This is a genomic window from Pseudoalteromonas sp. S3776 (genome assembly GCF_005886915.1).
In the GTDB taxonomy this organism is placed as follows: domain Bacteria; phylum Pseudomonadota; class Gammaproteobacteria; order Enterobacterales; family Alteromonadaceae; genus Pseudoalteromonas.
Genome location: NZ_PNCU01000023.1, coordinates 20,111 through 37,732 on the forward strand (window position 1 = coordinate 20,111; position 17,622 = coordinate 37,732).

Here is a 17,622-nt window from a genome sequence, read left to right on the forward strand (position 1 = left end):
TTATAATTAGCAAGTTATTGTTTTAGTGCTTTTTTAAGCCACTTTCAGCCCGCGCATAGAGTACATACTCTTTATGAACCTTTACTGATAACGAAGTAAATTTATGAAATATTGATTTTTTTTGATTTTTTTTAGTTTTAGGCTTCACAACATTTATTATTTTATGTATTATGCGCGCCACACCAAACGAGGTGTGTAGTGGCGGTTGTAGCTCAGTTGGTAGAGCCCCGGATTGTGATTCCGGTTGTCGCGGGTTCAAGCCCCGTCAATCGCCCCAATTTTCTCCTTTTGTTCCTGATTTATCTCTCATTAGTTTTTCAGTTTAAACTTACTTACCCATCCTGCTTTACCGAGTATTTCACTTTATCAAATACTAACTTAGCTTCTGTTTACAATCGCACAATAATGCACCAATATACTTTACATATAAACAGAAAGTGCTACCTTATTAAGGTTTAATAGCATTTAGTATTAGCAAACCACCACTTCTTCTTGGGATATTCTAACGAGCATGATCAAACACGCTATTTTTACTTTATTACTTGGTTACCTTTCTTTTGTAAGTTTGAATGCAAAAGCTCAAAATAATATTTCCTATGTAAAGCTACTTGGTGAACTTAAATATTTAATTTCGCAAAAGCAATTTGACGAAGCATACAAAATTAGTCAAAAGCACTATATATATTTGGGCGAGCCTGATTTTGACTACTTGCTTGGGGTTTCGGCGCTAAATTCTAATCTTTCGGCCCCTGCAGTATTTGCATTTGAGCGAGTCATTGAGGCAAAACCACAGTGGTATGAAGCACGTTTATATTTAGTAAAATCTTATATTGCAGCCAATAATTTACCTGCGGCTAACGCTCAAGCAACGCTAATAATTAATACAGCCACTTCACCTGAAGCTGTGAAAAAAGCGGCTCGTTCTTTATTAGAAGCATCGCAGCGTAAGCAGCGCTTAACTGAGCGTACTTATGATCAAAGCATTGAGATTGCATATGGTGTAGATGGTAACGTGAATGCAGGCACTTCTGAGGATACAATTTTAATCCCTAACTTGGGCGAATTTTTACTATCGCCAAAAAGCAAAAGCAGCGACGATAATTATATAAAGCTAAATTATAAAGGCCGTTACTTTTACCCTATAGATCAACATAGCGCTTTTGCTTTAGGTGTAAACACCGATTGGTACAAATTTAATGAGCTATCTGAATATGACCGCGTTAATACCAATGTATCAGGTCGATACCAACAGGCGTTAAATAATAACACCCTTTGGTATTTGCAAGTCGGTATTACACCTTTATTACTAGATGGTGAGCTATACAGAACTGAAACATCACTAACAAGTGGCGCTAGTTACCAATTCAATAAACAATTAAGTGTATTTGGCGCATTATCAGTTGGCCTTATGAATAATACATTTGATGATAAGTTAGATAACACTTTTTATACTCTTAATGTAGGTGCAAGTTACCTGTCTAAAAAGTGGTATCAAAGTGTAAGCGCAAACTTTAAAAATGAAAGCGCTAACATTGATGAAGGTGAATTCAATGCAAGGCACATTAGTGGGGTTTACTATCAAATAAACGCATTACTTAGCCAACATTGGCAAATCTCTGCGCAAACAGGGTATCAATGGATTGAATATCAGGATAAACACCCGCTATTCCTTCAAGAGCGAAGTGATAATTTATTGATACTTTCGAGCTCATTACGCTACTCAGTTAATAAAAGTTTAGCGTTGCAATTAGCATTGAACTACCAAGACAAAACCAGTGATATTTCGTTGTTCGAATACGATCGCTTTGATACCAATTTAAGCGCAAGTTACTCATTCTAATTAAGGTACTTATGAAACATTTAATTCCGGTATTATCCACCTTACTTTGCGTGAGTTTTTTTTCTCAAGCAAGCACCACAGTGGCAGGAAAAACTATTTTAGCCCGAGGCGCTGTACTGGCTACAGATGCCGAATCCGCCCAACAGCGAACCCTAAAGCGACGCGATACGGTATATGATGTTGATAAAATAACAACGGGTGAAAAAAGCAAAGCACAATTTTCAATGTCTGATGGCGGCTTAATTGCATTAAAAGAAAACTCTGAGCTTAATATTGCTAACTATGAATTTAATACAACGACTCAGCAAGGCTCTGCCTCTATTGAGCTAATAAAAGGCGGGCTGCGTTCTATTTCGGGTGTTATTAAAAAAAATGGTGGCGCGTATAGCGTAAAAACACCGGTTGGATCAATTGGTATTCGAGGTACTCATTTTGAGCTACAGCTTGTAGATGGTGACATGTATGTAGCTGTTTGGGATGGCGCAATAGATTTAACACTGGAAGATCAAAGCATTGTATCTCTTGGTAGTAATGAGCCTTTTTCTTTTGCACAGGTCACTTCATTAGGGCGTGTTATTAAAACAACACAGGCACCTGCTGTTTTTACACAAACCATAGCGAGCATAAGTGATGACACAAATACTATTAGTGGTGACACAAGTGCTGAGCAACCCACAGAGCAGCAATCAATAGTACAAAACAATACTTCAGAAAAAACTATAGATGCCGATATATCAGTAACTGATGTTTATGCTCAGCAGCAATTTCAGGCGGTAAATGATGCAACTTTAATTGATCGAATCGCGCAGCGCCAAGGTGTTTTTAATTATCAAGCAACCAGTTTTGATGTGTCGTCGAGCCTTGGCGAGGTAAGTGACTTTTCTATGTCTATGTCAGTCGATTTTGATAACGGCACAGTACCCGATGGTGAAATCAGCTTTAATGATGCAGGGGGAAATTGGTACGCAGCTTACAGCGGCTTAATCGATTTAACCAAGCTGGATTTAGCCGTTACATTCGCTTCTCACAATAACAATAAAGCAACAGGCCAAATTGATGCTGTGTTTTTGAATGACATAGATACGATCACAGGTGATTTTAGCCTTAGTGAAATAAACAACCCTGCTGTAAACGCTGGCGGCGATTTTAGACTAGAACCTTAGGTAACCTGGACTTTAGGTAACAATTTTCTTTACTAGTATTCAGTTTAAGTAATTTGAATACAAAGCTATTTATTGGAGTATGTAGAATGACAGCAAAGAACCTTTTTTTGCTCGGTTTAATGGTTTTTTTGCTTAGTGCGTGTGGGGGCTCAGATGAAACAGCGCAACAAAACTCAGAGCAGCTACCTGTAGAACAAGTTACACCCACCCCTTCTGCTACACCCATAAATCTTACTGGTATAGCCGGTAACTCTGTTGTTACTAAAACACAGGTGTCAGGTGCTGTGGCCTCTAGCAGAGGGGTTGTAGGCACAACGGTTGCCAACTCTCAAGCTACGATAACTCTTTCACAAGTTAATGAAGTTATACAAGGCAATATCACTTTTTTACTTAGCGTGTCTGACCCCGATGGCATTAGCGCAGTAAATTTAGTACTCCCGAGTGTAAATAAAAGCCTAGCACTTTGTACACAAGCGTGTGGAACAGCTTTTGAGCAGTCAGTTATAGGGTTAAGCCCTTACTTTTATGGCGTTGAGCCTGGTGACCTACGCTTAGAGATATGGATTACCGATAACCTTAACAACCAGGTACTTGCAGACGCAGTGACGACTAATTGGCAACCCTACCAAATAGAAGGCATATCGGCACAGCGAGATGGTCAATCGATTAATTTATCTTGGCAAGCTAACGATAACTTAAACCGTTACAATATTTACTTAGCTACCGAGGCAGGTGTAACTACAAGTAATGTAAACACACTTGAGAATGGGCAACAATTTTTAAGCATATCTGGAACAAGCTTTAATGTAGATGATCTGCTAGCAGATAAAAGCTACCAAGTTTTAATCACCGGTGTAGATGGCAGTGGTGAAAGCGGCTTTGCAGAAAAAATTAACTTAGCACCGCAAGGTGGAGAGCTAAACTTTGCACCAAATGCCGTTAACGATCAATTTTTAGTGAATGAAGATCAAAGCTTGCAAGGTAACGTACTAATTAATGACACTGATGAGTACCAAGGGACTCTTTACATAAATACAAACCCTTTGGTTAACCCTCAACATGGCAGTGTTTCCCTTAGCGAAAGTGGTGATTTTACTTATACCCCACGGACCAACTTTAATGGCAACGATGCGTTTAGCTACCAAGTAATTAATGAGCTTGGGATGATAGATACCGGCATTGTAGAAATAACGATTAATGCTGTAAATGATGCGCCCATAGCCCTTGATAACACGTACAACATTAGTGATGACGGAACGTTATTAATTGCTGCGCCCGGTTTATTAAGCAACGACAGCGATATAGACCAAGATCAACTCACTCTAGATACAACACCGGTTAGTCTTCCGAGTAAAGGCGCTCTTACACTCGCTTCAGATGGTAGTTTTGAGTATATAGGTAGCGCCAATATGCAAGGCGCGGATAGTTTTCAGTACCGCATTGTTGACCCTCAAGGCGCAGAGGCAATTGCCAGTGTTACTATTAATGCACAGGATCAAAATAGCCCGCCTACAGCTGTAAACGACAATTACAGTTTAGATGAAGATACCACACTTGTAGTTGATACAAGCCAGGGGTTACTTGCCAACGACACAGACCCTAATAATGATACTTTTATTATTGATGATACATACAGTGTAACGCCCGCCCACGGACAATTACAATTAGCTACAGACGGTAGCTTTTCGTACATACCTGATGCAAACTACTACGGTATTGATGAATTTAAATACCAAGTAATCGACACGTTAGGTGCTACTGCCACGGCTACCGCAACACTCACTATAAATAGCACACCAGATAACCCTAATGCCCAAAAAGATGAGTACCAGTTTCAGTACAACCAAACACTGGTAGTTTCAGCTGAGAATGGCTTACTTAAAAACGATGTAAACATAGAACCTGGTAATCTCACTGTTAATACAACGCCTGTAGTTAACGTACAAAGTGGTATTTTAACCCTCAACGTTGATGGTTCATTTTCTTATCAACCTAATTCTGAAGCTTTAGATGTTGATAGTTTCACCTATTCTGTTTCCAATGAACAAGGATTAACTGCAACAGCGCAGGTTGTATTAAATAAAACGGGTTCTAATTCGCCTGCTGAAGCGAATGATGATTTATACACTTTACTAGAAGACAGCCCAGCCACATTACTAAACGTATTAGAAAACGATACCGATGCAAACGGCGATACCCTCACTCTTACCGATGTTACAAATACAATAGGTACCGCCCGTATTGTAAATAATAGAATTGAGTATACACCCGAGCCTGATTACTTTGGTGAAGCAATACTAAACTATTCTATTTCTGATGGTTTTAGCGATAGCACGCCAGTGCAAAGCAACGCTACAGTAACGATCGCTATTACACCCGTTAATGACGCGCCTACAGCAATGGCAGATAGCGCTGCGATGCAAGAAGATGCGCCGCCAATTTTGGTTGATGTGCTTACCAATGATAGCGATGTAGACGGTGATAATTTAACAATAACAAGCGTTAGTACCGAATTTGGCTCAGCGAGCATTGTAGATAATAAAATTCAATACAGTGCTGGGCCTAACGCTAACGGTGTTGCTATTGTGACGTATAGTGTTTCTGATAATAACGCAGGAGAAGCTAGCGCTGCTTTAGAAATAACCATTTCACCCGTTAATGATGCACCAATAGTAAATGCCGATAGCGTTACCATTACCGAAGATGCTTCTGCCACTTTGATAGATGTATTGAGTAACGATACTGACATAGATGGCGATACTCTAACGCTTTCTACTGCGAGTAGTGATAGCGGTAGTGTTTCAATTGTAAATTCGCAAATTCAATACATACCTGATGAAAACGATAATGGCACTGCAACAGTAAACTATACAATAACTGACGGTTCGCAAAGTGCTTCTGGGATACTCACAATAACGATTACCCCAGTTAATGATGCCCCCGTAGCAAACGCTGATACCGCAACTATTTTAGAAGATGCTGCGCCAACAAGTATTAATGTTGTTGGCAACGACACCGATGTAGACAACGATCCACTTGCTATTAGTACAGCAAGCACGAGTTCGGGAGCAGTTTCAGTATCTGGCAGTAACCTGCTTTACACACCCGAGGCAAATTTTAATGGTCAAACTGTTGTAAGTTATACGCTAACCGATGGCACAACGACTACCGAAGGCGTGCTAACAATAACTGTCAAGGCAGTTAACGATGCCCCTATTGCTAACCCCGACTCAGCGACTATTTTAGAAGATGCCGCCGCAACAAGTATAAATGTATTGAGTAATGATACAGATATAGAAAACGATACGCTTTCTATTAGTGCGCTAACGACCACATCAGGTGCAGTTACAAGCGCAGGTAGTGATGTGATATACACGCCAGAGGCTAATTTTAATGGACAAGCCACAGTAAACTACACCCTAAGCGATGGCACCGATACAGCTAATGGTGTGCTCACTATAACCGTAACACCAGTTAACGATGCCCCAGTAGCCAATCCCGACACGGCTACTATTTTAGAAGATGCTGTAACAACAAATATTGATGTATTAAATAATGATACAGATGTAGAAAACGACTCGCTTTCTATTAGCAGCGCAAGCGCAAGTACAGGGAGTGTTACTGTGGCCGGTAGCAATCTTGCTTTTACCCCTGAGGCCGACTTTAACGGCCAAGCAGTTATAAATTATTCCCTAACTGATGGCACCGATACCGCTAGTGGCGTATTAACTATTACGGTTACGCCCGTGAACGATGCGCCGGTGGCAAATCCCGACACGGCCACTATTTTAGAAGATGCCGCTGCAACAAGCATCAATGTATTGAGTAACGATACTGATATAGAAAACGATACACTTTCTATTAGTGCCGTCACTACTACATCAGGCACAGTAACAAGCACGGGTAGTGATGTGATTTACACGCCAGAGGCCAATTTTAATGGTCAAGCCACAGTAAATTACACCCTAAGTGATGGCACCGATACCGCTAATGGCGTACTTACTATAACCGTAACACCAATCAACGATACGCCAGTGGCAAATCCTGATACAGCCACTATTTTAGAAGATGCCGCAGCAACAAATATTAACGTACTCGCTAACGATACTGATGTTGAAAACGATACGCTTTCTATCAGCGCTGTCAGTGCAACATCGGGAAGCGTTACAAGCTCAGGTACTGATGTAATTTATACACCAGCGGCTAATTTTAATGGTCAAGCAACTGTAAGTTACACGCTAAGTGATGGCACCGACACAGCAGCTGGTCAGTTAACAATAACGATCACCCCAGTGAACGATGCCCCGGTAGCTAACGCTGACGCAGCAACGATTTTGGAAGATGCAGCAGCAACTAATATAAACGTGATCGCTAACGACACAGATATAGAAAACGATACACTGTCAATCAGTGGTGCCACTACTGATACAGGGTCGGTTATGGTGTCTGGAAGCAACGTTGTTTACACACCGAGTGAAGACTTTAATGGTCAGGCTATTGTAAATTACACCTTATCTGATGGCACAGACACAGCACCTGGCGTAGTAACAATAACAGTATCACCAGCAAACGATACTCCTGTAGCTAATGCAGATTCAGCTACTATTTTAGAAGATGCTGCTGCAACAAGTATTGATGTGCTTAGTAATGACACCGATGTAGAGGGAAACACCCTCTCTATTAGTGCTGCAAATGCAAGCAGTGGTTCGGTTTCAAGTTCAGGTAATAATGTAATTTATACGCCAGCTGCCAACTTTAGTGGTCAGGCTACTGTAAATTACACATTAAGTGATGGCACCGATACGGCAACTGGCCAGTTAACAATAACGGTTACGCCAGTAAACGATGCCCCTGTAGCAAACCCCGACACCGCCACTATTTTGGAGGATGCAGCAGCAACCGGTATTAATGTTCTGAGTAACGATACGGATATAGAAAACGATACACTATCGATCAGTTCAGTAAATGCAATTACCGGCTCAGTAACTGTTTCTGGTAGTAACATTGTTTACACACCTGAAGCCGACTTTAATGGCCAAGCTGTCGTTAATTACACCTTAAATGATGGTACAGATACAGCCGACGGCGTGTTAACTATTACCGTAACTCCCGTTAACGATGCCCCAGTTGCCGTATCGGATACTGCCACTATTAATGAAGACGCACCCGAAACAACCATTGATGTTATTAGTAACGACACCGATGCAGATGTAACCGATACTCTTTCAATAACCGCTGTGACAGCTGATATTGGTAGTGCAAGTGTTGAAAGTAACCAAGTTAAATACACACCGGCCTTAAACAGCGAGGGTGTTGCAACGCTTACTTATACGCTAAGTGATGGTGCCGACGATGTGCAAGGTAACTTAACTATTACTATTACACCAATTAACGATGCCCCAGAAGCGCTCAACCAAACGTTCTCTATTGGAGAAAATGCAACTGACGGTGAAGTAGTTGGTTCTATTACAGCCTCTGATATTGAAAGTAACACTCTCAGCTTTAGCTTAAGTGGCGGCGAAACAGCGCTATTTAATATTAACAGTACTAGCGGGGAACTAAGTGCAAATGGTACGAGCCCATTCAATTATGAAACGTCTACACAACATACTGTAAATATTAATATTACTGATGATGGTACTCCAAATGAAACCACGACTATAACAGCTACTGTAAATATTATTGACGAAGAAGACCCATTAATTCCCGTGGAAGATAATACGTTTGGGCGGCCACAAAGTGGGCAAATAGACCTTTCGCGTGTTTTTTCTGACGGTGAATTTAACGACAGTATTGAGCTTAATACCAACCTTTATTTTGTTGGTTACAATAACAACTCAGACGCAGATATTATTGTTGCCTCTTTCACAAATACCGGCGATGTAAACACTGCATTTAATGGCACTGGTTTTAAAACGATTGACCTAGGTGAAGATGAAAAAGGCACGGCTATCATCTCTGGTAATGGTGAGCTATTTATTGGCTACTCAAGCTTTGATGGAACAGTGACCGAAGCGTGTTTATTAAAAATGAGTGCTACAGGCATTATAAGTACTAGCTCTGGTGACGCTAACAGCGGTACTAAATGCACAACACTTGGGAGTGAATCTGTAATAAATGACCTTGAGTTTACCGATAATAAAATACAAGGCGTTGGTTACTCAATCAATGGCTCAGACAAAGACAGTTTATTTCTTAAATTTGATGTATCGACGCTTGCTTACGAATTAGGCAGCCCCGGTATAGTGGATGTAAGTGGTGAAAACCGTGATGATGAATCACACGCTATTAAAAACTTTGGTAACTCTGATTTACTCGTAGTAGGTAGTGCCATAGGCGAAGAAGGTGATTTAGATGCAACCATTAGATACCTTATTCCTGATGGCAATAATAACGGCAGCTTTAACTCAGGCAATGCGCTTATATTAGATTTATCGGACGAAGAAGGTGACGATGAGCTACTTGCCATTGGTGGTATAGACGCGGTTAATTTTACTGCCTATTTAGGGGGATATTTTACTCGCTCATCTGGTGAAAAAGAAGCGGTTATGATTTCAGTTGATCGCTTTGGCGATATCGATGATGACGATATTAATGAAGAAATGTCAATTTACAATATTGATGGGAATTCGGGCTCAGGTAACGGCAGTGCGCGAGTTACTGGTGTAAAGTACGCACCTTTGAGCAATCAAATAATCCTCTCTGGTACTACAGGTATTGAAGCCACTGATGATGCTCACAACGAGCAACTATTTTCGGCGCGAGTTTCTGTACCTGATGGCACACTAGACTCTAGTTACGGCAATTCAGGCATAAATATTATTTCCAATGTTATCAGTCATCAAACTGCTAATGCATCGACTATTGATGAAAATGGCACGCTATGGCTATCCGGCAGGTTTAACGATTCATCTAATGAGCCTTTCATAACGTCAATAACGAGTAATGCAAATTTAAACACCGACTTTTCTATAGATGGCTACACAAGCATAAATGATCTAAGTATTAGCTCGAAAGATCTATCAATGGATGTATTGCAATTACAAACAGGCACGCACGCAGATAAGTACTTAACGGCGTCTGTAACGCAACTTAATACTAACAATAAGCTAGTGCTGACTCGCTATACTAATGCAGGCGTTATTGATACCAGCTTTAGTCTTGATGGTAATAAAGCCCTAGATATTAATGTTGCGTTTAAAACCATTAAAATAAAAGAGCTTAGCGATAGTAGTATTATTATTGCAGGTACACTTATAAACGGTTTAAATGAAGAAGGCTTTATAGCAAAAGTGGACCAAGACGGTTACCTAGATAAAAACTTTGCTGACGAAGGAATTTATACCACTGTAGACATTTTAAATACCGATATTAGCTTTGCTGATGTTGCTGTCGATAGCAGTGGCTATATTGTGGCTGTAGGCACTGCGACTAATGCTTTGAGTGTGACTAATTCGTTTGCAACCATGTTAAAAAGTGATGGTAAATTAGAAAATAGTTTTGGTACAAGCGGTGCCTACTATGGCAACGTAAATGAGTTTTTTGAAACGCTTTATATAGACGCAAATAAAGATATATATATTGCAGGTAAGCAAGTATCTGGCAGTAGCTCGCAATTAACCATGCTAAAAATAGACGATGATGCTAACGAGATACTTACCTATACCGATAGCCGCTCCTTTAGTGATATAAATAACAGAGCAACAAAAATACTCGCCGATAACGCGGCTAACCTCTATTTAATAGCTAATGATGGCACCACGCCAAACCTAGCAGTGATTATTAAGTTACAACCCGATGGTAGCGAAGATTTAAGCTTTGCCACAAGTGGTATAGGGCAATATGAACTCGCTTCAAGTGCTGACACAAAAGTGAACGATGCAGCAATTGACACTAATGGTAATATTATCCTTAGCGGTATTAGTGATTCAAAAGGGTTAATCGCACGCATATTAGCTGATGGCACTATCGATACCTTATTTGGAGAAAATATGCGGGGTTATTACCAAGCAGATCAATGTGATGGTACGCATGAATTTACGTCAATGCTGTTACAAACGAACAATCAAATCATACTTAATAGCACATGCTTTAATAACGGCTCTAATAACGTTAGCTTATCTAAATTTAACTTTTACCCAGATGGAATTAAGCCCTAAATCATGAAAGTTAAATTTTATGGCGTAAGGGGGTCAATGCCATCCCCAGGTGAACATACATATGTATTTGGGGGCAATACTTCATGTGTATATATTGAGCAAAAAAATGGTGATAGCCTTATTTTAGACTCTGGTACGGGTATCGTACAGCTTGGTGAAATGCTTCTTAGGCACGCTTCCCCCATAGCTATACTATTAACTCATAACCACTGGGATCATATTCAAGGCTTTCCATTTTTTAAGCCTATTTACCAAGCCGAACGCGATATAACCATTGTTGTAGGTGATGTTGAAGACGAGCAAAGTAAGCAGGCTGTTTTGATGCAAATGTCAGGCTCGTTTTTTCCTGTTAGTTATCAAGACTTACCTGCAAACATTACCTTAAACACTCAATTCGCTACCCAAGAAAGCTTTACTATAAATAATTTTAACGTATTAACCGCACCGTTAAATCACCCTGGTGGAGGCACTGCGTATTGTGTACATGCTGAAGGTAAAAAAATTGCTTATATAACCGATAACGAGTTATCCCCACCTGGTGTTGTTAAGACCTCCCTTGCCCAGTGGGCTGAGTTTATTAAAGGTGCTGACTTGTTAATTCATGACGCACAATTTACCACCGAAGAGCTTCCACTCAAACATGGCTGGGGGCATAGCACATTTAAGCAAGTAGCTGAATTAGCTGTTGACGCTTGTATAAAAAATTTAGCAATTATAAGTCACGATCCATCAAGAACCGATGACGAGCTGTTAGCAATAGAAACACAACTACAAGCAAATTATGGCGAGCAAATTAATATTGAATGTGCCAGAGAAGGCCGATCATTTGAGTTTACATCAAGTAAGGATTAACTGTTATTTCTCGCCTTTATATCCCTAAAATTTACCGACACCTATTTGTAGGCTTAGTCATTACGCTGCTAATAGCGGCTGTGGAGCTGTTTTCTAGTGGTTCATTAGCCAAACTGCTCAATAGGGTCGAAGGTATCATTTACGACTCTAGGCTATTGCTTACTTTGCCTGATACACCTCGACAGCTTGACGAAACTGTTGTGATTATCGACATAGATGAAAAAACGATGTTAGAACAAGGGCGCTTTCCTTGGAGCCGCTCAAAAATGGCTGATTTAGTAAATAAGCTCACTGAGGCAGGGGTTGTAGTTATCGCATTTGATATCTTTTTTTCTGAGCCAGAAGTGAACCCTGTAAACCAAATTCAATCAAGAGCCCCTGATTTATTGAGTGCATATAAATTGGCGTTAAATGATATTAAACACCGAGTAGACGCTGATGCCACCTTTGCTAAAGCACTTAATAGTAACGATACCGTATTAGGTTTTTTGTTAAACAACGACGCTTACAAACAACGTAACCCTTTACCCAGTTCGAGCGTTGTGTGGCCAAAGAGCGAGCAAAGCAACTCCCAGGTAACCCAATTTTTAGGTGCTACGGTTAATATACCTATATTGCAAAGTAGCGCCACGGGTAACGGGTTTATAAATGCCCATAGTGAAAACGATGGATTTATACGTAAAGCGGCCTTGGTTAATCGAGTAGATGATAAGCTCTACCCCTCTCTTGCGCTTGAGGCTGCGCGTTTATATACCTTAGCAGATAGTATTCAAACGCGTGCAAGCATCCAAGATGATTTGACTTTTTTTGAAGGCATTAAATTTCATGAGCGTTGGATACAAACAGATGAGTACGGGCAAATTTTTATCCCGTATAAAGGCCGCGCTAAAAGCTTTAAGTATTACTCTGCCACAGACGTATTAACTAAAAAAGTTACAGAGCAACAATTAGAGGGCAGCGTAGCGTTTATTGGGACTTCTGCAATTGGTTTAGCTGATTTAAGAGCCACACCTGTGGGTTTACAATACCCAGGGGTAGAAGTACATGCTAATATTTTTGAAGGGCTATTACATCCAGAGATTATACCTACTCAACCTACATGGGCTTTAGGTGCCACATTATTATTAATTACCTTTGTGGGTTGTTGCTTATCGCTTTTAAGTTTTCGTAAAAGTGCGCGCTATATTGTAACACTTTCAGTGGGTATGGCTGGGCTTGTTATATTGCTTAATTTTTATTTGTGGTCAGTACAAAAAATTAGCCTGCCTCTATTTATGCCGCTATTACTTATTTCTATTTTAGCCGCTTACTTTGTTTTTATTGGCTCAATAGCAGAACTTAAGCACAGCCGAAAAATTAAATCGATGTTTAATCAATATGTCCCCCCTGATCATATTGAACAATTAATTCGCCAGCGAAAACAACTTACTCAGCAAAGTATAAAACGAAATATGACCGTGTTATTTGCTGATATACGAAATTTTACTGCGCTATCAGAAGAGATGAGTCCAAACCAATTAAGTGATTATTTAAATCAGTACTTATCGGCAACCACAAAAGTTATTTTTGATAATAACGGCACAATAGACAAATACGTGGGCGATATGATTATGGCTTTTTGGAATGCCCCGCTTGAAGACAGTGAGCATGCAAGGCACAGTGTTGAAGCGGCCTTGGCAATGGTTGCTGGTCTTTCAAGCTTAAATAAAGCATTTAGCGAGCAGCAACTTCCCACTGTGAGTATTGGTGTGGGCATCAGCACTGGTGAGATGAATGTTGGCGATATGGGCTCAGTCTATAGAAAAGCCTATACCGTACTTGGAGATGCAGTAAATTTAGGCTCAAGAGTAGAAAGCTTGACCAAATTTTACGGGGTAGCTATTCTGGTTACTGAAGAAACAATGCTTGCTTGTCCACATATTGCATTTCGCTTAATTGATAAAGTACAAGTAGTAGGTAAAGCAAATGCAACTAAGCTGTATGAGCCTATAAACTTTGTAGCTGAGATAAGCGAAAGCCAGCTATCTGAAATTAAAAATTCGTTCACTGCTATGCAGCACTACAATAATAAAAATTGGCAACTCGCTCTGACACTATTTGAAGAGTTGAGTGAAACGGCCTTATTGAGTGATCACGTTTACCATATTTTTATTAACCGAATTAAAAATACCGATTTGCAAAATTTAGCACAGGATTGGAATGGCGCCTTTATCCACAAAACAAAGTAGTAACAACATGTCTGAGTACATTAAAGATAGAACGAATCTTCATCACTTTATTGATATTAGCATTAGGCTAACAACTGAGAAGGATGCAAGTAAACTTCTTGAAGAAATTTTGCAAGTTGTTATGTCTATTTCTAATTCTGATGCAGGTACTATTTACTCTATTACAGACGATAAACAGCTTAAGTTTGAAACAGTCATAAATAAATCTTTAGGCCTTTATCTAGGCGGAAGCTCAGGGGAGCCCGTTAACTTTCCTAATATAGATCTGTTTATAAACGGCAAAGAAAACGAAACGGCTATAGTCGCTCATGCTGTTAACTCTGGTGAAATTATTAATATTCCAGATGTATATGCGGCACTGCCTTTTGATATGAGCGCTGCGCGAAATATGGATGCGCGTACGGGGTATCGTACACAGTCTATGCTAACAATCCCGCTCAAAGATCATACTGATGATATTATTGGCGTGATTCAGCTGATCAATGTGAAAGATCAACATGACAATATCATCACCTATAGCGATGAGCTCGTCACACTTATACGATCATTCGCTTCTTTAGGTGCCATATCACTGACAAACTCAACCCTTATTAAGGGAATGGAAGAGCTATTTTCTAAATTTGTAGAAACCATTGCGATGGCTATCGACGAAAAGTCACCTCATACCGGCGGGCACTGTAAGCGAGTTCCTGCGCTTACTTTAATGCTTGCTGACGCCGTCCATAATATTGACCGTGGCCCTTTGGCTGACTTTGTAATGAGTGATGCTGACAGACATGAACTAGATATAGCTGGCTGGCTCCATGATTGCGGTAAAATAGCTACCCCTGATCACATAATGGAAAAGTCGACTAAGCTTGAAACTATTTTTGATCGTATTGAACACATTGATGCTAAATTTGAGGTCATTAAACGTGATTTAGAAATAAGTTATCAAAAGCAGATTATCTCTGCGATGAAGCTCAATAGACCCATAGAAGTGCTTCAGTTTGAGCGTCTACTCGATACTGAATTAAAACAGCTTTTTTTAGATCGAGCATTTTTACAAAGAGTCAATGTGGGTGGGGAGTTTTTATCCGATGAAGATGTTGCCAATATAGACCGCATCGCATCACATTACCACTTAACGATTAACGGCAAAGAAACCCCGTTACTGAGCGAAGATGAAGTAGAAAATTTACAAATCCGCAGGGGGACACTAACCCTTGGCGAGCGTGACGTTATGAAACGCCATATGGATGTAACTAAAAATATTTTAGACACCCTGCCATTCCCTAAACATTTGAGTAATGTGTCTGAATATGCACTTGGGCATCATGAAAAGTTGGATGGTACAGGCTATCCGCAAGGATTAACAAAAGAACAAATGTCGGTACCTGCAAGGTTAATGGCTATTGCTGATATATTTGAAGCGCTTTCTGCCGTAGATAGACCTTACAAAAAAGCAAAGCCGGTGAGTGAATGTTTAACAATTTTAGGACGTATGGTTGAAGAAAACCACCTAGATCGGGACATTTTTGCCGTGTTTGTAGAATCTGAAGTATATAAAAATTATATTAAAGAGTATGCGATTGCCGAGCAATTAGACTTTGTTGACTTAGCAAAGCTACCAGGGTATTCACCTATAAAATAAGTCAGCTCCACTTTCTCTAACTATAAAAAATGCCACCTTGCGGTGGCATTTACACACGGGTTATTTCTACAAGTAGAAATTCTTTTTATTTTTGATTACTTTTAAACAAAAATTATGCCGTAAATGTAGCACTAAGGCCTATATCTAGCAATAAAAAGGTAGCCTGTAGTTATAAACCTGTACCAATGCGCAATATAGATCTCTTAATTAAGCGAATCGCTATTAGTAACCTAAACCGTGCTGAATAAACCAATTTTTTATGGTTTAAGTGTCTTAGCGTTTTTTAAACCTTGATACACACGTATTTTTCTTCAAGGTATTCATCAAGCCCTTGATGGCCGCCTTCTCGGCCTAATCCTGATTGCTTAACGCCTCCAAACGGTGCTACAGGGTTAGATATAACCCCTTCATTAACGCCAACCATACCAAACTCTAGCCCTTCGCTAATACGGTAGATTTGCTTGATATTTTGGCTATAAAAATATGCTGCTAAGCCATAAGGAACGTCATTAGCAAGGGCTAGCACCTCGCTTTCCTCATCAAAAGGAATAACAGTTAATACCGGGCCAAATACTTCTTCGTGGTATATATCCATTTCGGTCGTTACGTTAGTCACTATGAGCGGGTTTTGAAAGCTGCCGCCTAAGTCGCTGTTATCCCCTATTAGCTTTGCGCCTTTATCAAGTGCATCTTGCACAAGCTGCTGCACTTTCTCTTTCGCTTTTGGGTAAATTAGCGGGCCAATATCTACCCCATCATCAAACCCATTTGCCACGTTTAACGCGGCTACTTTAGGGGTAATATTATCAAGCACTTCATCTAAAATACTGCGCTGAATAAAAATGCGGTTTGCAGCTACACAAGCTTGGCCACTGTTTCTAAACTTAGCCGCCATAAGGCCTTCAATTGCTTCGTCTATATCGGCATTATCAAAAATAATAAACGGTGCATTACCACCAAGCTCCATAGATGTACGTTTAATTGTATCAGCACATTGCGAAAGCAGCTGTTTACCCACTCCAGTAGAGCCGGTAAAAGTAAACTTACGCACCACTTCTGAGTCTGTCAGCATTTTGCCTACTGTTTTTGCATCTTGCGAAACCAACACATTGAAAGCCCCTTTAACAAACCCTGCCTGGTCGGCAAGATACGCCAATGCTAGTGCGCATAAGGGGGTGTATTCTGAAGGTTTTAACACAAAACTACAGCCTGCAGCGTATGCTGGCGCCACTTTACGCGTTACCATTGCAACCGGAAAATTCCACGGTGTGATACCTGCTACAACGCCTACAGGTTGTTTAAAGCTCGTTAATCTATGTGTATCGTCGGTTGGGGGGATCACATCGCCGTAACTGCGTTTAGCTTCTTCTGCAAACCACTTTATAAACCCAGCGCCATAATCTATTTCACCTAATGATTCTTTAAGCGGCTTACCTTGCTCTTTGGTCATTAGCTCTGCAAGGGTTTGCTTGTGTTTTATTACTAAATCATACCAGCGCATGAGCGTCTCACTTCGCTCAGAGGCGTTGGTTGACTTTAATTTAATGAATGCGCCTTGTGCTGCCTTTATTGCACTATTAACGCCTTGCTCATCTATATCACTTACTTCAACAATACTTTTTTCGGTCGCGGGGTCATCAACGCTAAAACGCTGGCTTGTAGAATAAAAATCACCGTCGATAAACGAATCAGAAAAAACCAAATCAGACATAGAACCTCCAAGTAAAAGCTATCAGCTATCAGCTAT

7 protein-coding genes and 1 tRNA gene are annotated in these 17,622 nt (G+C 40.3%); 7 read left to right on the forward strand and 1 reads right to left on the reverse strand.

All coding sequences use genetic code 11. From position 1 onward, the window contains the following. The first annotated feature begins 201 nt into the window (after positions 1–201). From CWC16_RS11160 to CWC16_RS11190, 7 genes are all read left to right on the forward strand, one after another. Positions 202–277, forward strand: a tRNA-His gene (locus tag CWC16_RS11160). Between the two features lie 234 nt (positions 278–511). After that, positions 512–1,840 (forward strand): hypothetical protein, encoded by a 1,329-nt coding sequence (locus CWC16_RS11165; RefSeq protein WP_138541605.1) that lies wholly within the window; start codon positions 512–514, stop codon positions 1,838–1,840. Between the two features lie 11 nt (positions 1,841–1,851). Further along, positions 1,852–3,003 (forward strand): FecR family protein, encoded by a 1,152-nt coding sequence (locus CWC16_RS11170; RefSeq protein WP_138541606.1) that lies wholly within the window; start codon positions 1,852–1,854, stop codon positions 3,001–3,003. 86 nt (positions 3,004–3,089) lie between these two features. Next, positions 3,090–11,162, forward strand: a complete 8,073-nt coding sequence (locus CWC16_RS11175; RefSeq protein ID WP_138541607.1) for a tandem-95 repeat protein — start codon at positions 3,090–3,092, stop codon at positions 11,160–11,162. A 36-nt stretch (positions 11,163–11,198) separates the two neighbouring features. After that, positions 11,199–12,014, forward strand: a complete 816-nt coding sequence (locus tag CWC16_RS11180) for an MBL fold metallo-hydrolase (protein ID WP_138541608.1) — start codon at positions 11,199–11,201, stop codon at positions 12,012–12,014. Positions 12,015–12,094: 80 nt separating this feature from the next. After that, entirely contained in the window at positions 12,095–14,242 is a 2,148-nt protein-coding gene (locus tag CWC16_RS11185; protein ID WP_249929239.1) for a CHASE2 domain-containing protein, read from the forward strand. Continuing rightward, the gene (locus CWC16_RS11190; protein ID WP_138541610.1) at positions 14,214–15,875 is read left to right on the forward strand and encodes an HD-GYP domain-containing protein; all 1,662 of its coding nucleotides are present in this window, start codon (positions 14,214–14,216) and stop codon (positions 15,873–15,875) included. The genes CWC16_RS11185 and CWC16_RS11190 overlap by 29 nt, the downstream gene beginning before the upstream one ends. 283 nt (positions 15,876–16,158) lie before the next feature. Here the strand turns inward: CWC16_RS11190 and CWC16_RS11195 are convergent, their stop codons facing one another. After that, entirely contained in the window at positions 16,159–17,586 is a 1,428-nt protein-coding gene (locus CWC16_RS11195; protein ID WP_138541611.1) for an NAD-dependent succinate-semialdehyde dehydrogenase, read from the reverse strand. Between the last annotated feature and the right edge of the window lie 36 nt (positions 17,587–17,622).

Bases quoted from the DNA above. Each gene is read 5' to 3' on its own strand.
- CWC16_RS11165 (WP_138541605.1), top strand. From the start codon at position 512: ATGATCAAACACGCTATTTTTACTTTATTACTTGGTTACCTTTCTTTT.
- CWC16_RS11170 (WP_138541606.1), top strand. From the start codon at position 1,852: ATGAAACATTTAATTCCGGTATTATCCACCTTACTTTGCGTGAGTTTT.
- CWC16_RS11175 (WP_138541607.1), top strand. From the start codon at position 3,090: ATGACAGCAAAGAACCTTTTTTTGCTCGGTTTAATGGTTTTTTTGCTT.
- CWC16_RS11180 (WP_138541608.1), top strand. From the start codon at position 11,199: ATGCCATCCCCAGGTGAACATACATATGTATTTGGGGGCAATACTTCA.
- CWC16_RS11190 (WP_138541610.1), top strand. From the start codon at position 14,214: ATGGCGCCTTTATCCACAAAACAAAGTAGTAACAACATGTCTGAGTAC.
- CWC16_RS11195 (WP_138541611.1), bottom strand. From the start codon at position 17,586: ATGTCTGATTTGGTTTTTTCTGATTCGTTTATCGACGGTGATTTTTAT.